Origin of the sequence: Leisingera sp. ANG1, assembly GCF_000203975.2 — a bacterium.
GTDB lineage: Bacteria > Pseudomonadota > Alphaproteobacteria > Rhodobacterales > Rhodobacteraceae > Leisingera.
Window position 1 is genome coordinate 466,226 of sequence record NZ_AFCF02000003.1, and the last position, 24,590, is coordinate 490,815.

Here is a 24,590-nt window from a genome sequence, read left to right on the forward strand (position 1 = left end):
TCACCCGCCGTAGAACACATGGATCTTGGTATTGCCCGGGGCAACCGAAGCTTCGGCGAAACCGGGTTCGTCCTGCGGGCTGCCGGCGCCTGAAACGCCGATGCCTTCGAGCGGCCGGCCGCCGTTGAAGTTCAGGTCCTCGTCGCCGTTTTCGTCGTGAAAGAGAACCACCGCATAGGGGCCTGCGGTCAGTTCCGGGAAGGCATGCGCGGTGCTGCCAGGCCGGGCGGGGACCGCGGCAAAGGCCTCGGCTTGCCAGAAGTCCAGCGTTTCGTAGGCCTTGGCCTCGCTGAAGACAGCGATCAGGATATTGCCTTGGCTGTTGCGGGTGCCGTCGATGGTGAGGCGCAGACCCTCGGCCGAGGCGGGGGAGGAGAGGACTGTCAGAACGGCGGCGAGGGTGAGGAAGCGGGTCATGCGGGTTTCCTGTGTTCAGGTTGCGGGGAAGGGGGGAGGCGGAAGAGGGCGATAATGTCTTCTGCGATGGCGATCAGCACCGGCACCAGAATGAGCATCAGGGCGGTGCCGAACAGCTCGCCAAAGGCCAGGGAGACCGCGGCGGGGATCAGGTATTGCGCCTGTTCCGACGTTTCCGAGAGCAGCGGCAGCAGGCCGATCACCGTGGTGGCAGTGGTCAGGAAAATCGCCTGGAAGCGGCCAATACCCGCCTGATGCAGGGCGCGGGCAACGGTCCCGCCCCCTTCGCGGGCCTGATTGTAGCGGGTGATCATCACCAGGCTGTCGTTCACGATCACGCCGGTGAGCGCGAGCATTCCGAAGAATGACAAGAGCGACAGCGGCACATCCATGATCAGATGGCCAACAGCGGCGGCGACAAAGCCGAAGGGCACGATGGCCAGGATCACAAAGGGCTGCCAGTAGCTTTGGAGCGGCACCGCCATCAGCACATAGATCAGCACCGCCGCGAGGATCAGTGCGCGCAGCAGCCCGCCCTGAATTTCCTCCGTCTCCTCGAGCTCGCCTGCGGCGGCGATTTGGACGCTGGGGTATTTGGCGGCCAGCTGCGGCACCAGCTGTTCAAAGACGGCCTGGCCGACCTCGCCGGGCGCGGCCACTGCGCGGTCGATTGCTGCCGCCACGGTGTTGACCCGCCGCCCGTCGCGGCGGTGGATCACGCCAGAGACATAGCTGCCCTCAATATCGGCGACGGTCCCCAGCGGCACCCAGGCGCCAGTGTTGCTGCGCAGGCGCAGCTGCATCAGGTCGCTGATGGTGTCGCGGGCCGCGCGGTTGTTCTGCACCAGCACCCGGACCTCTGACCCGTCCCGGCGGATGCGGGCAACTTCGGCACCGCCGAAGCCGTTGCCGATCTGGCTGGCAAGGGTTTCCGTAGTGAAACCGAGATTGCGGGCGTCAGGGCGCAGGCGCAGTTTTAGTTCCGGCTGGCCGCCGGCCATCCCGTCGCGGATGCTGGACACACCTTCGATGCCGCCAAGGAAGGCGCGCATCTCAGCGCTGGCCTGGCGCAGCAGGTCTTCGTCCTTGGACATCAGGCGGATGCGGAAGCCGCCTGCCAGTTCCTCGGAGCCGGTGAAATCCAGCTCGGTTGCGCCCTCGACCGCGCCGGTGCGTTCGCGCCACAGGCGGACCACGTCCAGGATCGGCACCTGCGGACGGTCTGCCACCGGCAGCATCTCGGCATAGATCTGGGCGCTGCCTGCGCTGCTGATGATGGTGAAGAAGGTTTTGACCGGCGGTGTTTCCATCCCGGCCTTTTCGGCCAGTTCCCGGTTCAGCGCATGGCCCGCCGCCTCGATCCGGTCTACATTTGCGCGGGTCAGGGCAAAGGGCGCGCGGGCGTCCATTTCCAGGTTCATGGTAATGACCTGGCCCGGGACCTCAGGGAAGAAAACGGTGCGGACCTTGCCCTTCACCATCAGACCCAGCCCCAGACAGGCCGCGGCGATGAACAGCACCAGGACGGCATAGCGGTAGGCTACGGAGACCGCCAGAAGCGGCTGATAGATCCGGTCGCGGACCCAGCAAAGCCCGCCCCGCGCGCCGTCCTGGATGCGGCCCCACAGGCGGCTGAGCAGATAGCGGCGGCGCGGCTGCAGCGGCACATGGGCCAGATGCGCGGGCAGGATGAACTTGCTTTCGATCAGGGAGAAGATCAGGGCCAGGATCACAATGCCGGAGAAACCGGCCAGCGCCTTGCCCAGCGGGTTGTCGATCAGCAGCATCGGGAAGAAGGCGGCGATGGTGGTCAGCACGCCAAAGACGGTTGCGACGGCGACCTTGTGCACGCCTTTTTCGGTGCCTTCTACCGGGTCTTTCACCTTGCGGCGTTCCTCGAACACGCTTTCGCCGACCACCACCGCGTCGTCGACCAGGATCCCAAGGGCGAGGATCAGGCCGAAGGTGGTCACGTCGTTCAGCGAGTAGTCTACCCATTTGGAGCCTGCCACCGCGATGGCGCCCATGACCGAGATGGGAATGCCCATTGCCACCCAGAACGCCAGCCGCACGTTCAGGAAAACCGAGAGCATCAGCACCACCAGGATCAGCCCCTGCACGCCGTTGGATTTCAGCAGCGCCAGCCGGTCGGCGATGTAGCCGGCGCTGTCGCCCCAGACCTCAATTTGGACCGAGGGCGGCAGCTGGCGTTCGAAGTCCGCCGCCACGCTGCGGACAACGCGGCTGATTTCCAGCAGGTTTTCCTTTTGCCCGACCAGCACCTCCATGCCGACGGTGGGGCTGCCGTTGAGGCGGAACAGGAAGTCGCCCTCCAGGTGGCCGTCCTCGATTGTGGCGATGTCGCGCAGCGGAACATGCGAGCCGTCCTCGCGTTCGATCACCGGCAGGGCGCCGTATTCCGGCGCGTAGCGGGCCCGGTTGTCGGCGCGCAGGTGGATGGTGCCATCCTGGGTGCGCAGCTGGCCTGCCTGGAAGGTCAGCGAGTTTGACTGGATCGCCGCCGCCACATCGCCGGCGGTCAGCCCGTACTGGCGCAGCCGTTCCGGGTCCGCCTCGATCCTCAGTTCGCGCGGGATCAGGCCCCAGATCTTGAGCCGCGACAGTTCCGGCTGGGCCAGCAGCTCCTCCTTCAGCCGTTGGGCCAGGGTTTGCAGGGTGGCCGGGCCGGCTTGGCCGTGCAGGTTCACGTAGAGCGCCGGGAAGTCGAAGCCCGAAGCCTCAATCACCGGGCGGCGGGCCTTGTCCGGCAGATCGGCCAGCCCGTCGATGCGGATGCGGACCCGGTCCAGCACCGCCTGCAGTTTCTCGCCGCCCGCGCGGCGGACCGAGATGGTGCTGAGGCCGTTGGCCGACAGCGAGGTGATGCTGCGCACACCCTCCAGGCCTTCGAGCGCCTGTTCGGCTTTTTGCGTCACCAGCTCATCCACCTGGGCCGCGGTGGCGCCTGGGTATTCGATAGAAATTTCGACGCTTTCCGGCGGGATGCGCGGGAAGCCTTCGATCCGGATCGACACCAGGGTCTGCACCCCGAGGAACAGGATCAGTGCCATCATCAGGTTGGCGGCGACGGGGTTGCGGATGAACCAGGCGGTCAGGGCGTGCATGGCTCAGCCCTCCGCCGGTTTCGGGCTGACGCGCTGGCCGGGCAGAAAGGAGGCCAGCGGTGTCCGGGCCACCAGCCAGGGGCCGGTGCCGTCAGGCGCGGCGATGGTGATGTTCCCGCCGTGCCGGAACAGAACCCTGGGGGTGATGCGCTGCAGGAGGCCGGCGCCGTCGACCAGCCAGATATGCCCGGCCCGGGTCAATGTGCCTTCGGGCAGGGTGAGGGTGCTGGAAAGCTCCCGCCCGCGGAGGGCAACGCGCAGGAAGTCGCCCGCGAGCACCGCCTGCTGCGGGTCCGTGACCTCCAGAAAGATGCGCATCTGGCGGGTTTTCTGATCGAGGAATCCGCCGCCCTGGCGGATCCGGGCCTGGCCGAGGGGCTGGCCGTTGCGGTGGTAAAGCTCCGCCATCTGGCCGGTGACGGGTTGTTGCAGCAGCTTCCAGTCCTCCTGGCTCAGCCCGGCGGTGATTTCGAACTGGCGGTTATCGGCCAGCTGCAGCAGGGGATCGCCCGCGTTTACGGTCTGGCCGAGGCTGGCCAGGCGGCGGGTGACAAACCCGGAGAAGGGGGCCGTGACCTCGCAATCCGCCAGATCGCGCTGCGCGGTCTGCAGCTGCGCCTTGGCGGCGGCCACGTTGCGTTCGGCGATCCTCAGCTGCGGCAGGTGAAGCGCCAGGTCATTGGGCGGGCTGGCGCCGTCGCGGGCAAACTGCCGCTGGGCGACAGTCACCTTGTTCCGGGCCTGAAGCAACAAAAGCCGGGCCTGTTCCAGAGACAGTTCAGCCGCGGCAACGGCGGTTTCATAGCGGGTTTTTTCGATGGAAAACAACGGCGTGCCTTCGGCGGCCCGGGCGCCGGCCAGTGCACCGCCGTGTACCGCTAGGATCCGGCCGGAGACCGCAGAGCGCAGTTCAGCATCCCAGCGCGGGCGCAGCTCGGCGTAGGCGGAGACAACAGCCCGGGCCGGGCCGGGCGAAACCGCAATGACCGAAACCGCTGGGGCAGGCGGCGGCGCTGCCGTGCGGGTCACATCGGCGGTGTCCTCGGTCTCAAACAGCAGCAGGACAACCGCGGCCAGGACCGCCACCGAAACGGCCAGCCACAGCCATTGCCTGCCGCGCCGCACCGGAGCCTTGGGTGTTGTGTTTGCCATCTGCTGCCTTTCCCGCCGAAACCAGAATCACTGCCCCTTGCGGGGCGGTGTTATCTGGCATATACAGTGAACGATCGTTCGTTCAAGGAGTGTTCCGAAAAAATGCCTGCCGGAGAAGACAAGGCCGCATCGAAACGGGAGAAGGCAATTGCACAGCGCCGGGCGCAGATCCTGGAGGCGGCGCTGGAGTGCTTTCTGGAGAACGGCTATCACCAGACCGGAGTGCGGGATATTGCGAAGAAGGCCGGGGTGAGCCTGGGCAATCTCTACAACCACTTCCCGGGCAAGCATGACGTGCTGGCAGAAATCGCGGCGCTGGAGCGGCTGGAACTGGCGCCGTTTCTGAAGATGCTGGCCGGCCCGGCCCCGGCGCCGAAGGTCCTGAAAAAGTTTGTGGCGGCCTATGCCAAATACCTGGCGGATCCGGATACCGTGATCCTGACGCTGGAAATTTCCGGCGAAGCCATTCGCAAGCCCGACATTGCCGCGATGTTCATGGACAACCGGGAGCAGCTGGCCGCTGCGCTGACGGCGGTGCTGGAGCGCGGAATTGCCGAAGGCGGCCTGCGCCGCCTGCCCGATCCGGGGGAGACGGCACAGCTGATCATCGAGGTGGCGGAGGGCAGCGCCTACCGTTGCGTGCTGAGCAAACTGCCCATGCGCAAGGTTCAAAAAGGGTTGTGGGATTTTGTTTCCGCTGCCGTCCTGGCGCCGTAAGCGCCTGCCGGGCCGGGCGTCCGTTCTGGCGGTATGGGCGCAGGGAGCTATAGTCTTTGGGGCTGGCAGGCGGTTTGCCTGCCCGGCCATGCGGCACGGAACCGGGGCAACAGGACATTTGCGCGATCCAGAGACCAAGATTCCCATCCTGCTGATCGGTTACGCGGTGACCGTGCTGAACACGATGCCGGTCTGGCTGGCGGAGCTGTCGCAAAAAAGCGGCAGCAGCAGCACCGCGGCGGGACTGGTAGCGAGCCTGCTGCTTCTGTCTGCGACGGCTGGCTGCCTGGCAGGGCCGCGTTTGCCGCGGCCGTCCGGGCCAAGGATCGCCGCCGGGACCGTCCTGGCCTGCGTGATTGGCGCCGCCGCGGTTCCGGCGTTCGGACTGGCCTCTCTTGTTGCAGGGTCTGTTCTGGCCGGCGTTTCCATGGGTGTGGTGTTGTCCGTTCCCCTGTCCCTTGGGCTGCACAGCCAAAAGGCGTTGCGGGTGTTCGGGTATGGCATGAGCCTGGGGTGCGTGGTGTCCTTTGTGCTGCTGGTCTTTCTGGCACTGGCGGGATTGAATTCGCTGCCGTTCCTGGCTGCCTTGGCGGCTGTCCAGCTGGCCATTCTGATACGTTCCGTGCCAGCAGGAAGCCGCCCGGATTACCGGGCTTTTGCCTGGGGGCAGGACATCAGCCTGTTTCCCTTTTTTGTTTTGATGGGTGCCTATTGGGCGTTGCTGGAACTGTTTGCCATTGATCTGGGTGTCCGCAGCCTGAGCGGCTGGCTGGCGGCCAGCCTGCTGTTCTCGGCGCTTGGGTCTTTTCTTGCGGGTCTGGCCTCCAGCCGTCTGCGGCGCTGGCTGCAGCTTGCCGGGCTGCTGATCGCGGCGCTGGCGGGCGGGCTGACTTATGCTGCCTTTTCCGAAACCGCGCTGGGGCTGATGATCCTGTTCAATGCCTTCGGGCTGTTCCTGTTTTTTCCACTGTATCTGGAAGCCACGGACTCACCGCCGTTCGGGATGGCGCGGTATCTGCTGGGATTTGCGCTTGGCGGCGGTGCGGGCAGCCTGCTGGTTGCCCTTGGCGGATATCCGGCGCTGGCGGTTGCGGTCGCAGCCTCTGGCGTGATTGCGGTTCCGGGGGTGTTCAGGGCGGGGTCAGGGACGGCCCGGTAGCGATGTTGAGCCCGGCTTTTCGCCAGCCATTGATTGCCGCCGCGCCGTGTTCGGCGCTGATGTTGGTCAACTCCAGTTCCTGAAGCGCCACCTGCTCGAATTCGGGGAACATCTGCCGCATCTGCGCCACCGCCCGGGCGGCGGCCTGCATGTTGTCCAGCTCCGCGTGCAGCCACGCCAGATGCGCCTGGTACCAGAAAAACTCTGGCATCGGGACCCGCTCCACCTCGACCAGTGCCGCTTCGAAAAACCCCTGGCTGGCATAGAGCCAGCAGCGGGCGTAGTGGTACCAGCCGGGGTGCACCGGGCTGAGGTCGATGGCCCGGTCCAGGAGTTCAACCGCGCGGTCGTATTCCCCAAGGAACAGGTAGCAGGAGCCGATTTCCGCCAGTACATCGCAATGGCCGGCGTTCAGTGCCAGAGCGCGGCCGGCAGCGTCCCGGAAGCCTGCAATGTCCTTTTGATAGAAGATCGCCAGCGCCAGCGTCATCTGTGCAAAGGCATTCAGGCTGTCGCAGGCCACGGCCCGGCGCGCCGCTGCCGCGCAGAGTGCCAGCGCGTCAGTATCCGGACGCGGGTTGATATGATAGCGGTACTCTTCCAGCAGAAGCATGGCGTAGGCCGCCCAGCCCTCGGCGGACTCCGTGTCCGATTCCAGTGCCTGGCATAGGCCGTCGCGGGCCTCTGCGTGGATCGCGGGGTCGTAGCAGCGGTAATATTCGTAGAAGCGGGAGATCAGGCGCAGGGTGTCCCAGGACTGGCTGCGCCCTGCCGGTGCGGCCTGGGCGATCTGCTCCGCCATTTCGCCATGGCGGCTGCCGAGGCGCCCGGCAATCAGCCGTGCGATGTCCTCGAGGATATCGAAGAGGCCGCCGGTGCCGCCGCCGCGGTCGAATTGCTCGGTTGCGGCCAGATGGCCGCTGGCGGCCTCGGTCACCTGAACCGTCACCCGCAAATGCTCTGCCGAGCGCCGGACGCTGCCCTCGATAACATGCGAAACGCCATGTGCCTGGCTCATCTCTGCGTTTGAGATGCCGTCCGTTGCAAGCTGTTCCGTTGTGCGGTGCGACAGCAAGGTGAACTCGCGGAACCGGGACAGGCTGGCGATGGTGTCCTCGGTCAGGCATTCGCCGACAAAGGCGTTATCCGCATCGCTGCCCAGGCAGCGGAACGGCAGCACCGCCAGAACAGTCTGGCCGCTGCGGGCGGCAGGATGGGCGGCCCTGGCAGGTTCCGCAACCGGCGCCACAAACCGGAAGCCCTTGCCGTGAATAGTGCGGATGGTGTGCTGGTCGCGGCCATTGTCGCCGACGGCCTGGCGGGCTTCCTTGATCGCGGTTGACAGGGTCGCATCGGTGATGAAGCGGCCGTCCCAGACCGCGCCGGCCAGATCGTCCTTCAGCACCACCCGGTCCCGGTTGCGGATCAGGTATTCCAGCAGCTGCAGGGTCTGCGGTGTCAGGCTTTGCCGGACCCCGCCGCGCGAAATCTGGAACAGGCCGGTGTCGAGCTCGCAATCATTGAAGGTGAATTTCATGCTGTTTCCCGGTTCCGGACTGGCTTTGCAGGCAAGTACTTAGCGCGAAGGCTCAGGGTTTCTCAGGAAAAGCTCAGATCCTGCGCAAGTCTGAGCCCGCGCCGCCGCCTATCCAGATGCTGCACGACATTGCCCGCACCCGGGCTGCAGCATTGGAGAAAGCAGATGAAATACCGTGACGCGCTGCCGCAATTGAATGGCCAGCAAATGATCGCCGATGGCGGGCTGGAAACAACGCTGGTGTTCCATGAGGGGATCAGCCTGCCGCTGTTTGCCGCCTTCATGGCGCTGGAGACCCGCGAGGGCAGGGAGGCCATCGCCCGCTACATGCGCGGGTTTGCCGACCTGGCGGTCCGCAACCGCCGCGGCTTTGTGATGGACACGCCGACCTGGCGCGCCAGCCCGCGGTGGGCGGCGGAACTGGGAGTTGGCAGGGAGCAGCTGGAGGCAGTTCACCGTACTGCGGTCGCAACCCTGCGGGATCTGCGCGACGCGTTGGAGACGCCGCAGTCGCCCTTTGTCATCAACGGGGTGATCGGGCCGCACAGCGATGGCTATGCGCCCAGCGAAATCCTGACCGCGGAGGAGGCGGAAGCCTATCACCAGACGCAGGTTGAATGGTTCGCCGCAATGGGTGCCGACATGGTCTCTGCCATCACCATGACCTATGCGGAGGAAGCCATCGGCATCGTCCAAGCGGCCCGCAGTGCCGCAATTCCGGCGGTGATCTCCTTCACGGTGGAAACCGATGGCCGGCTGCCCTCCGGCCAGAGCCTGCGCGGCGCCGTCGAACAGGTCGATGCGGAGACCGGCGGGGCGGCTGCGTATTTCATGATCAACTGCGCGCATCCTGACCATTTCACCGGGGTGCTGGCCGAGGGCGGCAAGTGGACCGCCCGCATCCGCGGTCTGCGGGCCAATGCGTCGCGGCTGTCGCATGCCGAGCTGGACGAGGCGGAGGAGCTGGATGACGGCGATCCGCAGGAGTTCGGCGCGCTGCACCGGGATCTGGCGCATCTGCTGCCCAATCTGACTGTCGTCGGCGGCTGCTGCGGCACCGATCACCGCCATGTCGAACACGTCTGCACGGCCGGCCGCCATGCCGCCGCCGCGGCGGGCTGAGGCCTCAACCGGACACGAAACGGACTGGAGCGGCAGCCCGCTCCGGCCTTCAAGGGAGATGAGACATGAAACTCTACCAGACCACTTACACGCAATCTGATTACCTGCGGCTTCCGGGCGGCACTTCGGGGACCCGGGCACCGGGACGGACGGGCCTGTGGGCGCGCCTGCGCAATCGGGTGATCCGCGAATGGAAGCTGCGGCGGGACATTGCGCATCTGGAACAGCTTGATGCCCGGCTGCTGAAGGATATCGGGCTTGAACGGCACGATGTCAGGGGCCAGCTGCGCCGCGGACGGGATGTTTACTGGGAGTTCCGGCCATGAGCACGCTGAAGAACGGGTCCAAGGGACCCCAGGTCAAGGCGCTGCAGCGCGCCTTGAACACTGCCGGTGCAAAACCCGCGCTGAAAACCGATGGCAAGTTCGGCAGCAAGACGGAAGGAGCGGTCAAGGCGTTCCAGAAGAAAGCCCGCCTGAAGGCCAGCGGTATTGCCGGGACCGATACCCTGGCGGCGCTGGGGCTGGGCCGCAAGGCGGTGACGTGGCCGCTGCCGGACCTGCTGCCGGAGCGCCGGGAGGTTGACAAGCACTACATGAAGGCCCGCAAGACCGTGAAGGCGGGTCTTGTTCTGGCATCCGGGCACAAGGCCTATTCCATCCGCGTGCTGCATGACGAAATGCTGGCGGCGGGCGAGCGGCTGGACACGGTTTATGCCGGTGTGGTCGATCCGCTGTGCGATGCGGACTTTCTGCATCACCGCTTTGACCAGCTGCCTGCCTCCGAGATCAGAAAACGCCAGGCCCTGATCGCACAGGCCAAGAAGACGATGGATTTGTTCAGCAAGCAGTCCGCAGCTTTCTATGGCCATATCATCGAGATCGGCCGCATCGAATCCGAGACCAAAAGCGCAATCAGCAAGCGCGGGCGGGTGGTCTGGCCAGTGCCCGATTACAGCAAGATCTTCAACCGCAACGCTCAGAGGTTAAGGGCGGTCAAGGAACGGATGCAGGAGATTTATAGCGACTGCTACGGCCATGCAGACCCTGAGGTCCACAAGTTTGCCAAAGAGGCGCTCAAGATGCTGTCGAAAACAGACAATGCCTATGTCGAGTACGAAGTGCAGTTTGCGGTTCTCAACGAAACCAAGGAGGCTTTTGAACGCAAATTCACCGAAGTGCGTGATGATGAGCTGCTGAAAATCGCGAAGAAGGCCAAGACGCAATACGCCAAGCTGCTGCAGCTCGCCCGAATTTGCATTGCCCAGCTGAAATCCTGCTGGGGAATTGAGAAGCGGCACAGGAAAATGATCGGGTTTTCAGCCTGAAGGCAGCGCAATACGAGGGGTCTCCAACGTCCAGTGATGCGCTGCTACATGGCCCGGGATATTTGCCGGGCCAGCTCTGCCAGTGCAAGGGACAGCGCATCAGCGGTGGCGGCGGCACCTTCGCCGCTGACCGGCGTGGCGATATCGAAGCGCTGCACGAATTCCCGCACGGTGCCTTCGGGCGAGGAAACGGCGAATTGGCCGGAAAGCTCAAACAACCCGTCGGCGCGGGCATAGGCCTGATCCACCCGCACATCCAGGCGCACGTCCGGGCCGGTGTTCAGCGGCCAGGGCTCCATCGCGGCAGCGGCGCCGGTGCGCTCGCTGAGGCCGCGGGCCAGGGCTGCGGTCATGCCGCGGGCCGGGTCATCCGCCCATTGCGCGCCATCCAGTGCAAACAGCGCGCCGCCTTCGCCCTCGGCGACAATGTCAGAGGCCGCAGCGTAGGAGGGGAGTGAAACCAGCCGAACCTCGATCGAGCGGGCGCGCAGGTTGGCGACGGTTTCGCCGGGGGCGGAGGAAATCAGATATCGGGGATCGTTGCCGCCGGCGCAGGCCGCCAGCAGGGCAAGAGGGATCAGCAAAGGCAGGCGTTTAATCATCTTATCTTCCAAACAGCAGGGAATTCGGGTCGCGTTCGATCTTGCGCGCAAGCTGCGAAACCGCGCGGGCGGCGGTTCTGATCTCGCGCAGCGCGTCCAGGGTTTCGGAGTTGAAGCTGGAGCGGGCGCCGTAGGAGGCGATCAGCGCTTCGGACTGGGCCACAAGGCGCTCCAGCCGGGCCGAGAGCGCAGGCAGGCCTTCGGCAGCGGCGGCCACTGTGTCGGCGGCCCCGCGGGCAGAGGCCATGGTGGCATTGGCGTTCTCCACCAGCCCGCCCTGGCGCAGTTCCTCCAGCGTGGCCTGCATCTCCTCCAGCGCGCCGGTCAGGGCCGGGGGCAGGGCGCGGGCGTCCTCAGTGCCGATCAGCGCGTCGGCGCTGATCATCAGTTGGCGGGCAGAGCGGATCAGCTCTTCGGTTTCCAGCGAATTGGCCTTGGCCGCCAGGGCGTTGAAGGCGGTGATCAGCGCGGGCAGATCCTCTGCGGCATCGGCAATGCCGGCCGCGGCTTCGCTGCCCTTTTCCAGCGCCGACGCGAGATTGGCAGCGGCGCGGCCCTGCTGCAGCTCTGCCAGCAGGGCGCGCATATCCGCCACTGCTGCCTGCAGCTCACCCGGGAGGGCGCGGGTTCCGGGATCGGTGACCAGCGCGCGGGTGTCTTCCAGCAGCGCCAGGGCGGCGGCGGGCGCCTGCCGGGTGCTGTCAGCGGCGGCCAGATTTTCAATGCTGGAAAGGGTGGCGATGGTCTGGGCCATCAGCTCCTCGACCGGCAGCGCGTTGATGCGGTCCAGCATGCCTTCGGCGGTGGCAGTGAAATCCGGCAGGTTCGACGGCGCACTGGGCAGCTGCGGGAACGGTTCGGCATTGCGGGCAAAATCCGCTGGTGCGGCGTCTTCCAGGGTGACCAGCTCGACGATCAGCTCAGAGCTGAAGAGGCTGGCGGAGGCAAGCCGGGCGCGCAGGCCGTTTTCGACCGCCTGTTCCAGGAAATCGAGCGCCTCGGCCTCGCCCGCGCCGCGCGGCAGGCCCATCAGCGCCGGTTCCAGCAGCAGCTTGGCAATCAGCTGCACCTCAGCCTCGCCGCTGTCACGGATGGAGGCGTTGAGGCTGCTGACCTCGCCTACCTTGACGCCGCGCAGCTGAACGGCGGCGCCGCTGGCAAGACCCGCGACGGACTCGTCAAAGGCGACCGAGACGGCGACGCCGCCGGACAGGGTGCGGGCAAAAGCGGTGCGGCGGGCCGCGGCCTCGTCTGCGTGGATGTCGAAGACGGTGCCGGGGCCGACCGGATTGCCGCCGTCGAACACGGAGCCGAATTCGATGCCGCCGGCCACCAGCGAGGCGATGCTGTCCACGTCCAGCGACAAGCCGCTGGGGCCAATCGAGACTGAGAAGCCGGAGCTGTCCCAGAACCGGGTGGCGGAATTGATGCGGCGGTCATGCGGCGCCTCGATGAAGGCATCAACGACGATACTGTCGCCGCTGACCGTCAGGCGCGGCTTTTCCAGGCGTCCGACCTCAATGCCGCGGAACAGCACCGGTGCGCCTTCGGACACCATCCGCCCGTCGTCGGTGCGCAGGGTGATCCGCCGCCCGCCGCGTCCTGGCTGCGCCAGCGGCGCCCGGTCAGCGCCCTCGAATACGGTCTGCGGGAGGCCGGGGTCCTGATCCCAGCTGCCTTCGATGTAGACGCCCGACAGCACGGTGTTGAGGCCGGAGATGCCGCGCGCCGAGACTTCCGGGCGGACCACCCAGAAGGCGGCATCTGCATCCAGATAGGGGGCGACATCCTTGTCGATGCGGGCCTGCACGGAGACCTTGCTGAGATCGCTGGAAAAGCCAACCTTCTCAACCCGGCCGATCACCACGTCGCGGTAGCGCACCGTGGTTTCATTGGCGGCAATGCCGGAGGCGTTTTCGAAGCTGATGGAAATCAGCACGCCGCGGTCGGAATAGGCCTGCCAGGCTACCCCCAGCGACACCAGCAGGGCGGCCAGAGGCACCAGCCAGACCAGCGACAGGTTGCGCCAGGGTGAGGGGCGCCGGGCGGAGACTTGCATCGGGGCGGGATCAGGCGTGGTCATTCAAATTCTCGCTTTCCGCAGCCCAGATCAGGCGCGGATCAAAACTCTGGGCGGCCAGCATGGTGAAGGCAACCGATAATGCAAAACTGACCGCCGCCATGCCGGGGGCGATGGCTGCGGCGAAATCCAGCTGCACCAGGGCGGTCAGGATGGCCACCACAAAGACGTCAATCATCGACCACCGCCCGATAAATTCAACAACCTCATAAAGCACCAGGCGGCCGTGGCTGCCAAGGGCGGCGGGCCTGCGGACCGAGACCGCGAGATAGCCGATGGCCAGGAATTTGGCGACCGGGATCACAATGGAGGCCAGGAACACAATCAGCGCCACCGCATAGGAGCCGTGGCTGAACAGTTCGGCGATGCCGCCGATCAGGGTGTTCTCGGAGGTGCGGCCAAATGCGGTGGTGCGCAGCATCGGGTAGGTATTGGCGGGCACATAAGCGATCAGCCCGGCGGCTAGCCAGGCCCAGACCCGCTGCAAGCTGTCTGCAGCGGCGGGTTGCAGCGGGCTGCCGCAGCAGGCGCAGGCCTGTGCGCCGCCCGGGTTGGCGGTGCCGCAGGCGCGGCAGCCAGCCAGCCCCGCCGCCGCGGCGGTCAGGAAGCGCTGCGGGTTCTGAGGGTCTTCCATACGGTCAGCCTGCAAATTGCGTTGTCGGTCAGGATGGTCACCACCAGAAGGGCGGCAAAAGCCCAGAAGGCCGGACCCAGCCCGACCCGTGCCAGGCCGGAGACTTTGACCAGTGCGACGGCCACACCGATGATGAAAATCTCTGCCATCGCCCAGGGTTTCAGCCGTTCGGCCCAGCGGTAGGCGGCGAAGGCGTGCGGGGCGGGGCGCCAGCCCAGGGCCATCGGCGCCAGGGTATAGACAAGCGCGCCGTAGCGTGCGGCGGGCAGCAGCACGATCAGCAAGCCGGTTGCCAGCGACAGGGGCGCCATCGGGCCTTGTGAAAAGGCCAGCACTGCGTCCAGAACCGACGCCTGATGCGACAGACCCTGGGCGCTCAGCTCCAGAAACGGAAAGACCGCCGCGGCGGCCAGCAGGATCAGCGCGGTCAGCGACAGCATCGCAATCCGGGTCATGGCGCCGGACTTCGGCGCCGCCAGCACCGTGCCGCAGCGGGCGCAGCGGGCCACGGAATGGGCAGGCACGTCCTGGTCGCGGTGCAGCACGTCGCAGGTGGGGCAGGCAATCAGCTGTTTAGAGTCCATTCTACCTGTCTCCGGTCGCGGACGCAGGCCGCTGCGCCTCCCTGGCAGCGGCTGGTGTCCTGTCGCCCACTTGAGGCCTGGAACGCAAGAATTTCAATCGGTTTTTGCCGGCAGGCAGGGCAGGTGCGCCAGTTGTGCGCAGCTGCGCGGAGGCCGTATCTGCAGCTGAGTGCGCGGACCGGCGGCGGGCGCAGGCAGGCAATAGCCTGGTATTTGCAATAAATGCAGGAGGCTGGCGGCACTGCCGGCGCCGCCGATTTCGCCATTCCTTAAGGTTTCGGCGGAATTCTGGCTGTTGCAGTGTAAGCCGGCCCTGGAGAAACCGATGTACCGTATTCTGGATTGCCTAACGCAGCAGCACAACTATGTGCTTGTGGCCGTCGCGGCCCTGGTCTGTGTCACCGGGGTCTGCCTGAGCGTGCGCCTGACCAACCGGCTGAATGGCGCGCGGGAGCGGCGGCGGCTGGTGCAGCTGGGCCTGTCGAGCATGATCGCCGGGGCAACGATCTGGTCGACGCATTTCATTGCGATGCTGGCATATGAGCCTGGGTTTGAGCACGGCTATGAGCCGCTGGTGACCGGCCTGTCGCTGCTGGCAGGGGTGCTGGGGGTGCTGGCGGCCAACACGGTGCTGGCCTTTAACACCGGGCGCCATGCGGCGCTGCTGGCCGGGGCGGTGTTCGGGCTGGCGGTTTCCGTGATGCATTACACGGGCATGCAGGCCTATTTGATTCCGGGCGAGCTGCAGTGGGAACCGGGTTACCGGGCACTGTCGCTTGCAATAGGCATGGGATTGGGCGCCTGGGGGTATCTCTTCGCCGCCCGGCCGGGGCTGGGCAGGCGGAACTGGGTGCTGGCAACGGTGCTGCTGGTGGGGGCCATCTGCGGCATGCATTTCACCGGCATGAGCGCCATCAATGTCCGGCTCAGCCCGCTGGTGGATGTGCCTGAGGAAGTCATTTCGGACGCGGTAATGGGGATGCTGATTTTCGGGGTGATGGGGCTGATCCTGCTGGTTGGCTTCGCCTCTGCCAGCATCGAGACCAATGTTGAGAGCGAAGCGCGGCGGAAACTGGCGCATGCGGCCCTGCACGATCCGCTGACCGGAATGCCCAACCGGATGTGGCTGACTCAGTTCCTCGCCGATCTGGCGGAGCGCCTGCAGAAGGACGAGACCGAACGCGCGGCGGTGCTGACCATCGACCTGAACCTGTTCAAGGAGGTGAACGACCTGCATGGCCACGCGGTTGGCGACCAGGTGCTGCAAGCTGTGGCCCTGCGGCTGACCCGGCAGCAGGGGCCGGATGAGTATATCGCGCGGGTTGGGGGCGATGAATTTGTTGCGGTCAAACAGGGGTTCCGGCGGATCGAGCAGGTGCTGGCCTTTGCCGAACGGTTGCACGCCTCGGTCATCGAGCCGATCGACCTGGCGGATGTTTCGGTCCGGGTGGGCGCGGCCATCGGGGTGGCCACCAGCCTGAAGGAGGGCCGCGATCCGCTGGAGCTGCTGCACAAATCCGATCTGGCGATGTACCGGGCCAAATCAGATCCGTCTGGTGCGATCTGCCAGTTCAGCGAGGACATGGACCGCCAGAGCCGGGAGAAGCTGCAGCTGGTCCACGATCTGCGGCTGGCTTGCGCTGGCGGGCAGTTCGAGCTGGCCTACCAGCTGCAGAATGACATCACGAGCCTGGAGCCGGTTGGCTTTGAAGTGCTGCTGCGCTGGAACCATCCCGCCCGCGGCCGTGTCGGTCCGAGCGAGTTCATCCCGGTGGCTGAGGAAACCGGCCTGATCCGCGAGATCGGCCATTGGGTCCTGCGGGAAGCCTGCAAGGAGGCGGCAACATGGGAACGGCCGTTTCAGGTGGCGGTCAATGTGGCGCCGCAGCAGCTGGTGCAGCCGTCCTTTGTCGAGGACGTGATGGACATCCTGCTGGAAACCGGTCTGTCGCCGGAGCGGCTGGAGCTGGAAATCACCGAATCCAGCATCATCGACGATCAGGCGCATACTCTGAAGGTCATGCATCAGCTGAAAGACTACGGCGTCCGCATTGCGATGGATGATTTCGGCACCGGCTATTCCTCGCTGGCCACCCTGCAAACCTTTCCGTTCGACAAGATCAAGATCGACCAGAGTTTTGTGAAGGGCGTGCACCGGAATGCGCAGAGCGCGGCAATTGTCCGCTCCACGCTGCTGCTGGGATCCGCCCTGAACATCCCGGTTCTGGCCGAAGGGGTGGAAGACCAGGATGAGCTGCATTTCCTGCAGGCGGAGAAATGCGCCTCTGTCCAGGGGTTCTATTTCGGGACTCCGATGAGCCAGGAGGAAATGCGGCGGATTGCCTGCGGCGAAGGCGGTGACGTCAGGAAGCACTCTGCTTGACGCAGGGCCAGGGTCCGGGCGGCGGTCCGGAGTGAAACTGCCGCAGGGGATGCCGCGCCTGCGGCAAGCTGCTAACCTCCCGGCCGGGCGGTTGCGGGGAGCACGGGTTTGGCGGATATTGATTTTCTTCTGGACGGCGGCGGCGATGGCTGTCCGACGGTCCTGCTGGCACATGGCGCGGGGGCGCCCATGGATACTCCGTTCATGGCGGCAATCGCTTCGGGCCTTGCAAGCCGGGGGCTGCGGGTGGCGCGGTTTGAATTTGCCTATATGGCGGCGCGGCGCAGCGGCGGGGTGAAACGGCCGCCGCCAAAGGTGGACCTGCTGCAGGCGGAGTTTCTCAGCGCGGTCAGCCGTTTCGCCTGCGAGGGCCCGCTGATCATCGGCGGCAAATCCATGGGGGGCCGGGTGGCGAGCCTGGTTGCTGATGGGCTCTTTTCTGAAGGGCGCATCTGCGGCCTTCTTTGCCTTGGCTACCCGTTTCATCCATCGGGCAAGCCTGAGCGGTTGCGGACAGCGCATCTGGAGACGCTGAAAACGCCTGCGCTGGTCTGTCAGGGCAGCCGCGATCCCTTCGGCACCCGGGAAGACGTGGCGGGCTACGCGCTGCCGCCTGCAATCAGCCTGTGCTGGCTGGAGGATGGCGACCATGATCTGAAGCCGCGCAAGACGGTGACAGGGTTCGGGCAGGAGCACAATCTGGAGGCGGCCTGCGCGGCGGCTGCCGGCTGGGCCAAGGAGCTGGCGCAGGAAAGTGCGGGCAAGTCCAGGAGCAGAGGCCGTGCACCCGGCGGTTAGTGTTCCGGTGCAGGCGGTTCGATGATCCGCCAGTAACGGTCCATCATGTTGACAAGCTGCAGGAAATCGCGCCCGGCGGTTTCCTTGGCGATATAGCCCGCGGCGTTCAGGTTGTAGGCTGCTGCAATGTCCTGCTGATCGCTGGACGTGGTCAGAAAGAACACCACCGAACTGTGCAATTCCGGGTCATTGCGCAGCTCCCTGACAAGCTCGATACCGTTCATCCGCGGCATGTTGATGTCGGCCAGCAGCACATAGGGCGGTGTGAGTGGGGCCTTTCCGCCGGTGCCGCGGAGGATGTCCAGCGCGGCGATGCCGTCAACGGCCCGGGTGATCTCATTTGCGATGTTGGCCTTGCGGAAGGCGCGCAGCACCGCCTTGGCATCGCCGTCATCGTCATCCACCAGCAGGATCTTCAGCTCTTTCTGAAGGGCGCGCGCGCCGGTAAAGCCCTGCATGTCAGTTGCCCTCCGTTGCGGCGGGCCGCTGCTTGGGCCAGGTGAAGCGGAATGTGCACCCCTCCCCCAAAGCGGACTGCACTGAGATCGTGCCGCCCGCCTGCTGCACATGTTTCTGAACAATGGAGAGGCCCATGCCGCTGCCCTCCACCTTGTCCCGCGACTGCAGGGTCTGGAACATCTTGAAGATCTGCTCATGGTATTTTTCTTCAATACCGGGACCGTCGTCAGCCACTGAGAAGACCCAGTGGCTGCCTCCATCCTGCAGCGTCACATCCACCGCGCCGGTGCCGGTTTCACTGTGCTTGATCGCGTTGGAGATGAGGTTGGCAAAGATCTGTTTCAGCGGCATGTTCACCAGCTGGATGCCCTCGAATGCGGGGTCTATGCGGATCGTGAAACCCTCCGGCTGGTCAACCAGCAGCAGCACCTCCTGCATCAGCTCAGACCCCGGCATCAGCTGCTGGTACCGGTGGTCGGTCTTGCGCCCGATCCGGGAGTATTCGAGCAGGTCGTCGAGCAGCCGGTCCATCCGTGACACCCGGGAGCGGAGCAGCTGCAGGTTTTCGCGGCTGTCCTCGTCCAGGGTTTCCGCCAGATCCTCCTCCAGCCAAGTGGAGGCATTGTCGATCACCCGCAATGGTGCCCGCAGATCGTGCGAGGCCACATAGGCAAATTCATCCAGGTCCCGGTTTGACCGGGAAAGGTCCTCAATAAATTTTTCCCGCTCCGCCTCTTTGCGCTTCTGTTCGGTGATGTCGCGGACAATGCCGCTGAACAGGATGTGATTACCCACCCGGACCTCGCTTACGGATACCGTGAGCGGGAAGATGCTGCCGTCCTTGCGCTGGCCCTGCACCTCGCGGGCGGCGCCGATGAATTTTGGCTGCGCGGTTTTGAAATAGGTGCTGATGTAGCCGTCGTGTCCCGCCCGGTGGGGGGATGGCATCAGCATGCTGATGTTCTTGCCTGCCACCTCCGCAGCACTGTAGCCGAAGATCTTCTGGCTGGCGCGGTTGAAGTCCTGAATTCTGCCCTTGGTGTCGATGGTGATCATCCCTTCGATACTGTTGTCGTGTATCGCCGTGAGCTCAGTCTGTTTGCGTTCCAGGGAAATCAGAGCGGTTTTCTGGCGGCAGACGACATAGGCAAAGGCCCAAAGCGCCAGAACTGTCAGCCCTCTGTGGTCAGAACGACCCATTCGTTGATGCCTGCACGGTGAAACAGCACATAGCCAAGCAATGTCAGTGCGGTTGCCGCTGCTGCATAGACATAGGCGGTTTCGGGTTTTTCTGCCCAGATGGTGCAGAGGACAACCCCGGCATAGATCAGCCCGGCCGCTACCCCCAGCGGTGTCAGGTAGTCGAACAGAAACCCGGCGGCTACCATAAAGGCTGCAGCAAAATGGGCGCGCTGTTCAGTCGAAAGGGGCCAGAGCGGCTGCTGATGGGCGCGGGTTTGGGGGGCAAATGTCATATCTGTTGCGGTCCCTTTTTCGATGCAGATGCCAGAAACCCGGCAAAAGCGATGGTTTGCCGCGGGCTGATTGCCTGATCACGTTACAGTTTCAGTCCGCCATATCAAGAAAAATGCAATCTAAGGTTGTTCTTGAGGATGAGCGCATGCCAACAGTGAGGCGGCTGTTCTGCGGTCTTCTGTTCTGATTGGGGCCATGAGAGCTGACCCTGGTTATCAAATTGCAAATACGCACAACTCAGGGTGGTTGCGGCGTGCTTTTTGATGCTGTCCTCACGGAGGCTGCGGCCAAGGCGTTGCGCGGTGCTGCAAAGGGGAGCGGTCAGGGCCGTTCCGGGCCTGCAAGGGGCGGCAGAGGCAAACCTGCCGGGGTTAAGAATTTTCTCTCGGTTTGACGCTAGCTTTGCGCGACTCCCTTTAGAATCAGGAACGTGCAGAGAGGTAGAATGTTTTTCAGATCCAAGCCGGCCAAGCCCGCAGAACAGGCCAGCAGCGCCGAAATCATTGGCGGAATGGTCGACCGCACCCAGGCCACGATCCAGTTTAAGCCGGACGGCACCATTTTGACCGCAAACGCCAATTTCCTGGCTGCGATGGGTTACAGTCTGGAAGAAATTGCGGGCAAGCATCACGCGATGTTCGTCGCACCTGATCTTGCAGCCAGCGCGGAGTATAAGGCGTTTTGGCAGGAACTGGCGTCGGGCCGGGTGTTCACCGATCAGTTTCCGCGGGTGACAAAGACCGGGGAGACCATCTGGATTCAGGCAACATATGCGCCGGTTACAGGGCCGGATGGCACCGTTGTGCAGGTGGTGAAAGTCGCAACAGAAGTAACTGTGCGCCGCCGCGGACTGCAGGAAATTGCGCGCGGGCTGGACGCGATGAGCCAGGGCGACCTGGGAGTCCGGGTCACATTGTCAGAGCAGGCGGATATTGCGGCACTGGGCGAGGCGTTCAACCGGTCAGCTGAGCAGCTGCAAACGGCACTTGGTGCTGTTACCCAAGTATCGGATGCGGTGGGGCGCACGGCGGATGAGATCTCGCGTTCGGCCAGCGACCTGTCGCAGCGCACCGAAAGCCAGGCGGCAACGCTTGAGGAAACCGCGGCGGCCATCGAGGAGCTGACCTCTACCGTGCATTCTGCGGCCGAGGGCGCAGAGAAGGTGGAAGGCATCGTCAGCGAGGCCAAGACCGCGGCGGAGCGCAGCGGACGGGTGGTCGAGGACGCGGTAGCGGCGATGTCGCAGATCGAGAATTCCTCGGAGGAAATCGCCAAGATCATCGGCATGATCGATGACATCGCTTTTCAGACCAACCTGCTGGCGCTTAACGCGGGTGTTGAGGCAGCGCGGGCCGGCGATGCGGGTCGCGGGTTCGCGGTTGTGGCCTCCGAGGTGCGGGCGCTGGCGCAGCGCTCTGCCGGGGCAGCAGGCGAGATCAAGCAGCTGATCAGCGAAAGCAAGCAGCAGGTGGCCAGCGGTGTTGACCTGGTGGGCCGCACCGGTGCGGAGCTGAAGCAGATCATCGGCAGCGTCGGCACCATCTCCAGTCACATCAGCGGCATTGCCACCGGTGCCAAGGAGCAGGCTACGTCTCTGAGCGAGATCAACCTGGGTGTTTCGCAATTGGATCAGGTGACCCAGCAAAATGCGGCGATGGTGGAAGAGACCTCTGCCGCCAGCCATCAGCTGTCGTCCGACGCCAGCCAGCTGACCCGCGAAGTGTCCAAGTTCAGCGGTTGCGGGGCTGCGGCCCCGGCGGCAGATGTGATCGCCTTCCAGCGCCCGGCACCGGCACCTGCGCCAGAGGCGCTGCCCGCGGCGCAGGGCTGGGATGACTTCTGAGGCTGCTGATTGAGGCCGGTTCCCGGATACCCCGCGGAGTTACCTGAATTGACGTGTTGACACGCCCCGCCGGTGCCGCAACGCTGGCCGCAAAAATGACGGGGTGTATACATGGACAGCCAGGATGCGGCTGCATATCCGCTGATCCGGCGGGCTGGGCTGAGCGGCATTCTGGTCAGCTTCGGCGGCAGCCTGAATGAAGCCTCCAACCGGGCGGCGCTGGCTTTCCGTACCGCGGTTGAGGCGCTGAAGCTGGAGGGCGTGGTGGAGACCATGGCCTCGCTGGCTTCGGTCTTTGTCCGGTTTGAACCGTCACTGCTGCCGCACGAGAGGCTGGAGGCGGCGCTGCAGGAGCTGCTTGCAGTGCAGGACTGGCTGCAAGCGCCGCTGCCGGTAGGGCGCCGGTTCTGGCGGGTGCCCACCGTTTACGGCACCGATCTGGCGCCGCAGCTGGGGGAGGCTGCGGATGCCGCGGGGATGAGCGAAGCGCAAGCCATTGACAGTCTGAGTGCGGCGCGGGTGCGGGTGCTGACCATCGGCTTTGCGCCCGGCCAGCCCTACCTCGGCTCCCTGGGGCCGGAATGGGATCTGCCGCGGCAGACAGAACTGACCCCGATGGTGCCACGTGGTGCGCTGGTGCAGGCGATCCGCCAGTTCGTGCTGTTTTCCAACCCGGCGCCAACAGGCTGGCGCCATGTCGGCCAGACCGGGATGACACTGTTCCAGCCGGGTGCAGAGCAGCCCTTTGCCTTGCGCCCCGGTGACGAGATGCAGTTTGAACCGGTGTCCAAGACGGAGTTCCTGAAGCTCTGTGACGCTGACCCGCTGCGCGGCGGAGCGGCAGCGCAGGAGATCCAAGCATGAGCGGCCTGAAAATTCTCCGCATCGGCCCGGCTGCATCGGTGCAGGACATGGGCCGCCCCGGACTGCTGGGGCAGGGGATATCCCAGGGCGGTGCCGCTGACACCCTGGCGCTGGCCGAAGGCGCGGCGCTCTTGCGGCAGGATCCGGGTCTGGCGGCGCTGGAAATGGGCGGCATGGGCGGCGAGTTTGAGGCCACCGGCCCCTTGCGCATTGCCCTGACCGGCGCGCCGATGGCGGCGGCGCTGGATGGCGAAGCACTGGCCTGGAATGCCTCTCACCGGATGGAGGCTGGCCAGCGCCTGACCATTGGTGCTGCCCGCTCGGGCGTCTACGGCTACCTGCATCTTGGCGGCGGCATCGCCACCGGGCCGTTGCTGGGCGCCCGAGCCGTGCATGTGATGGCCGGGCTGGGCCGGACGGCAGAAGCCGGCGGCCTGCTGCCAGCGGACCCGGATCAAAACAGTGAAACCGGGTTGGTGCTGGCGGCTGACGAGCGGTTCAAGGGCGGCGAACTGCGGATCATGGAAAGCTTCCAGAGTCATTTGTTCCCTGAAGAAGTCCGCGCCCGTTTCGCTGCCACGGGTTTCAGCCGCGGCAGCCGCGCCAACCGGATGGGAGTCGAAATGGTTTCGGAAGGGGAAGGGTTTGCCGCCGAAGGCCAGCTCAATATCCTGTCCGAGGTGATCCTGCCCGGTGATGTGCAGATGACCGGCGACGGCAAGCCCTTTGTGCTGCTGCGTGAGTGCCAGACCACCGGCGGCTATCCCCGCATCGGCACCGTGCTGCCCTGCGACTTGCCCATGGTTGCACAGGCCCAAGCCGGCGCTGCGCTGCACTTTCGCTGGGTCAGCCTGGAGGAAGGGCTGGAAATCCAGGCCAAATTCGAAAAATCACTCAAAGGCCTGCCTGCAGCCTGCCGCCCGCTGGTGCGCGATCCTGCGGCGGTCCGGGACCTGCTGTCCTATCAATTGATCAGCGGGGCCGTCTCGGCGGAGGCGGACCCTTATGCGACGGGAGAAACCGCATGACCAAAACAGTCGACCTGAACGCCGACATGGGCGAAAGCTTCGGCCCCTGGAATATGGGCGATGATGCCGCGCTTCTTGGCATCGTCTCCTCCGCCAATATCGCCTGCGGCTTTCACGCGGGCGATCCGGATGTGATGGCGCGGACCATGGCGCTGGCGCGGGACAATGGCGTCGGCATCGGCGCCCACCCGGGGTTCCTGGATTTGCAGGGCTTCGGCCGCCGCCGGATGCATGTGCCGCACGGCACCCTGGCAAATATGATCCGCTATCAGCTGGGCGCCGCCCGGGGCATGGCGCAGGCTGCCGGCACTCAGGTGCGGCACCTGAAATTGCATGGCGCGCTGTCCAATATGGCCTGCGTCGATCACGCAATGGCACGGGCCTGCTACGAGGCGGCGCTGGATGTGGACCCTGACATCATCATCATGGTGCTGGCCGCAACCGCCATGGAAGAGGTGGTGCGCGAGCTGGGCTGCAACTGGTGCGGCGAGATCTTCGCCGACCGCGCCTATAATGACGATGGCACCCTGGTGGACCGTTCGCAGCCGGGGGCGGTGATCCACGACCCGGACCTGGCCGGGCCGCGCATCCTGAAAATGGTCCAGGAGGGGGCGATCATCACCGAGAGCGGCAAGCGTATCCCGGCGGCGATCGACACCATCTGCCTGCACGGTGATACAGCCGAGGCAGTGGAACTCGCCGCCTCCGTCCGCAGCAGCCTGACCGCAGGCGGGATCGCAATCCGGCAATTCCCTGGCCGCCGGGACTGAGGCGCGGCAAGGGACGCACTTGGGGGTGCAGGGTCTGAGGCAGATTTTTTGGCCTCAGACCGGGAAAACCCCGGGAATCGCGGCGCTTGCGCCATCGGATTCGACTCCAGCCGACTCGCTGGACTCCGTCCGGCTTGTATATGTTACGGTCATACCCCCCAACATCTAGTGGGGCGCAATCAAAGGGCGGTTCTGCCTGTTCTCTCCCGGCCCGCTGAAAGCCCGTTTCCCCGCCGCGCGCGCAGCTTTTCCTGGGTCATAACTACTTGAAAAATAATGATTTATTGCCGCCGCAAGCAAAAAGTCATAGAAACTTCAAAAAAGGGGTTGCGACTCTCCGGCGCTAACCATAGAACACCCCTCACCGGCGGCGCTGAGGCGCAGCTGAGACACACCGGACGGGGCGGCGGCGACGCTGAGTTGGACGGGAGACGGACCGGAGAGACGGTTGGACGCTCAGGAGAGACTGGGTCATTTTGGAGATTTTGCGGGCGGGCGCGCTGAGGGATTGGC

At 65.0% G+C, this 24,590-nt stretch carries 22 protein-coding genes; 11 read left to right on the plus strand and 11 right to left on the minus strand.

The annotated features are described in order from the left end of the window. From GC1_RS08245 to GC1_RS08255, 3 genes are read right to left on the minus strand one after another with little or no spacing between them, the layout of a single operon-like run. On the minus strand, positions 1–417 hold the full coding sequence (locus GC1_RS08245) for a DUF2141 domain-containing protein (RefSeq protein WP_019296464.1): 417 nt from the start codon (positions 415–417) through the stop codon (positions 1–3). Beyond that, positions 414–3,542, minus strand: a complete 3,129-nt coding sequence (locus tag GC1_RS08250; RefSeq protein ID WP_019296463.1) for an efflux RND transporter permease subunit — start codon at positions 3,540–3,542, stop codon at positions 414–416. Before GC1_RS08250 ends, GC1_RS08245 begins: the two co-directional genes overlap by 4 nt. Positions 3,543–3,545: 3 nt before the next feature. Beyond that, the gene (locus GC1_RS08255) at positions 3,546–4,694 is read right to left on the minus strand and encodes an efflux RND transporter periplasmic adaptor subunit (RefSeq protein WP_019296462.1); all 1,149 of its coding nucleotides are present in this window, start codon (positions 4,692–4,694) and stop codon (positions 3,546–3,548) included. 102 nt (positions 4,695–4,796) lie between these two features. Between GC1_RS08255 and GC1_RS08260 the strand changes: the two genes are divergently transcribed. Both GC1_RS08260 and GC1_RS22435 read left to right on the plus strand, forming a co-directional pair. After that, positions 4,797–5,411 carry a TetR/AcrR family transcriptional regulator gene (locus GC1_RS08260; RefSeq protein ID WP_019296461.1) on the plus strand — a complete coding sequence of 205 codons (615 nt, stop codon included), beginning with the start codon at positions 4,797–4,799 and terminating at the stop codon, positions 5,409–5,411. Between the two features lie 118 nt (positions 5,412–5,529). Continuing rightward, positions 5,530–6,570: a hypothetical protein gene (locus GC1_RS22435; RefSeq protein WP_019296460.1), complete on the plus strand. Its 1,041-nt coding sequence runs from the start codon at positions 5,530–5,532 to the stop codon at positions 6,568–6,570. On the opposite strand, the gene GC1_RS08270 is transcribed toward GC1_RS22435, so the two are convergent. Further along, positions 6,542–8,107, minus strand: a complete 1,566-nt coding sequence (locus tag GC1_RS08270; protein ID WP_019296459.1) for a winged helix-turn-helix domain-containing tetratricopeptide repeat protein — start codon at positions 8,105–8,107, stop codon at positions 6,542–6,544. The two genes, GC1_RS22435 and GC1_RS08270, sit on opposite strands and share 29 nt — an antisense overlap. Before the next feature lie 165 nt (positions 8,108–8,272). Between GC1_RS08270 and GC1_RS08275 the strand changes: the two genes are divergently transcribed. The 3 genes from GC1_RS08275 to GC1_RS21895 all read left to right on the plus strand — a co-directional run bounded on the left by GC1_RS08275 (position 8,273) and on the right by GC1_RS21895 (position 10,556). After that, a complete protein-coding gene (locus tag GC1_RS08275) occupies positions 8,273–9,229 on the plus strand; it encodes a homocysteine S-methyltransferase family protein (protein ID WP_019296458.1) in 957 nt (318 codons plus the stop codon). 65 nt (positions 9,230–9,294) lie between these two features. Continuing rightward, entirely contained in the window at positions 9,295–9,555 is a 261-nt protein-coding gene (locus tag GC1_RS08280) for a DUF1127 domain-containing protein (protein ID WP_019296457.1), read from the plus strand. Beyond that, complete coding sequence (locus GC1_RS21895) at positions 9,552–10,556, plus strand: peptidoglycan-binding domain-containing protein (RefSeq protein WP_019296456.1); 1,005 nt, start codon at positions 9,552–9,554, stop codon at positions 10,554–10,556. Before GC1_RS08280 ends, GC1_RS21895 begins: the two co-directional genes overlap by 4 nt. 44 nt (positions 10,557–10,600) lie before the next feature. Here the strand turns inward: GC1_RS21895 and GC1_RS08290 are convergent, their stop codons facing one another. Genes GC1_RS08290 through GC1_RS08305 form a run of 4 tightly spaced genes read right to left on the minus strand, consistent with a single transcriptional unit; the run spans position 10,601 to position 14,456 of the window. Beyond that, the gene (locus tag GC1_RS08290) at positions 10,601–11,158 is read right to left on the minus strand and encodes a PqiC family protein (RefSeq protein ID WP_019296455.1); all 558 of its coding nucleotides are present in this window, start codon (positions 11,156–11,158) and stop codon (positions 10,601–10,603) included. 1 nt (position 11,159) lies between these two features. Next, on the minus strand, positions 11,160–13,241 hold the full coding sequence (locus GC1_RS08295) for an MlaD family protein (RefSeq protein WP_019296454.1): 2,082 nt from the start codon (positions 13,239–13,241) through the stop codon (positions 11,160–11,162). Then, the gene (locus GC1_RS08300; protein ID WP_019296453.1) at positions 13,228–13,872 is read right to left on the minus strand and encodes a paraquat-inducible protein A; all 645 of its coding nucleotides are present in this window, start codon (positions 13,870–13,872) and stop codon (positions 13,228–13,230) included. The genes GC1_RS08295 and GC1_RS08300 overlap by 14 nt, the downstream gene beginning before the upstream one ends. Then, the gene (locus tag GC1_RS08305) at positions 13,839–14,456 is read right to left on the minus strand and encodes a paraquat-inducible protein A (RefSeq protein WP_019296452.1); all 618 of its coding nucleotides are present in this window, start codon (positions 14,454–14,456) and stop codon (positions 13,839–13,841) included. Before GC1_RS08305 ends, GC1_RS08300 begins: the two co-directional genes overlap by 34 nt. 325 nt (positions 14,457–14,781) lie before the next feature. Here GC1_RS08305 and GC1_RS08310 point away from each other — a divergent pair, with 325 nt between their 5' ends. After that, positions 14,782–16,839, plus strand: coding sequence for a putative bifunctional diguanylate cyclase/phosphodiesterase (locus GC1_RS08310; protein WP_019296451.1), 2,058 nt, complete (start codon positions 14,782–14,784; stop codon positions 16,837–16,839). 108 nt (positions 16,840–16,947) lie between these two features. Next, positions 16,948–17,637 carry an alpha/beta family hydrolase gene (locus tag GC1_RS08315; protein ID WP_019296450.1) on the plus strand — a complete coding sequence of 230 codons (690 nt, stop codon included), beginning with the start codon at positions 16,948–16,950 and terminating at the stop codon, positions 17,635–17,637. Here GC1_RS08315 and GC1_RS08320 read toward each other — a convergent pair. From GC1_RS08320 to GC1_RS08330, 3 genes are read right to left on the minus strand one after another with little or no spacing between them, the layout of a single operon-like run. After that, on the minus strand, positions 17,634–18,095 hold the full coding sequence (locus GC1_RS08320) for a response regulator (RefSeq protein WP_019296449.1): 462 nt from the start codon (positions 18,093–18,095) through the stop codon (positions 17,634–17,636). The genes GC1_RS08315 and GC1_RS08320 overlap by 4 nt on opposite strands. A gap of 1 nt (position 18,096) precedes the next feature. Beyond that, positions 18,097–19,296 (minus strand): sensor histidine kinase, encoded by a 1,200-nt coding sequence (locus GC1_RS08325; protein WP_019296448.1) that lies wholly within the window; start codon positions 19,294–19,296, stop codon positions 18,097–18,099. Beyond that, positions 19,269–19,571: a hypothetical protein gene (locus tag GC1_RS08330; RefSeq protein ID WP_019296447.1), complete on the minus strand. Its 303-nt coding sequence runs from the start codon at positions 19,569–19,571 to the stop codon at positions 19,269–19,271. Before GC1_RS08330 ends, GC1_RS08325 begins: the two co-directional genes overlap by 28 nt. Positions 19,572–20,017: 446 nt before the next feature. On the opposite strand from GC1_RS08330, the gene GC1_RS08335 reads away from it, so the two are divergent. The 4 genes from GC1_RS08335 (at position 20,018) to GC1_RS08350 (ending at position 24,077) form a co-directional block, all read left to right on the plus strand. After that, positions 20,018–21,415 (plus strand): methyl-accepting chemotaxis protein, encoded by a 1,398-nt coding sequence (locus tag GC1_RS08335; protein WP_019296446.1) that lies wholly within the window; start codon positions 20,018–20,020, stop codon positions 21,413–21,415. Between the two features lie 111 nt (positions 21,416–21,526). After that, positions 21,527–22,279 carry a 5-oxoprolinase subunit B family protein gene (locus GC1_RS08340; RefSeq protein ID WP_019296445.1) on the plus strand — a complete coding sequence of 251 codons (753 nt, stop codon included), beginning with the start codon at positions 21,527–21,529 and terminating at the stop codon, positions 22,277–22,279. Beyond that, positions 22,276–23,307, plus strand: coding sequence for a biotin-dependent carboxyltransferase family protein (locus tag GC1_RS08345; protein WP_019296444.1), 1,032 nt, complete (start codon positions 22,276–22,278; stop codon positions 23,305–23,307). The genes GC1_RS08340 and GC1_RS08345 overlap by 4 nt, the downstream gene beginning before the upstream one ends. Then, entirely contained in the window at positions 23,304–24,077 is a 774-nt protein-coding gene (locus GC1_RS08350; protein ID WP_019296443.1) for a LamB/YcsF family protein, read from the plus strand. Before GC1_RS08345 ends, GC1_RS08350 begins: the two co-directional genes overlap by 4 nt. The last annotated feature ends 513 nt before the right edge of the window (positions 24,078–24,590 follow it).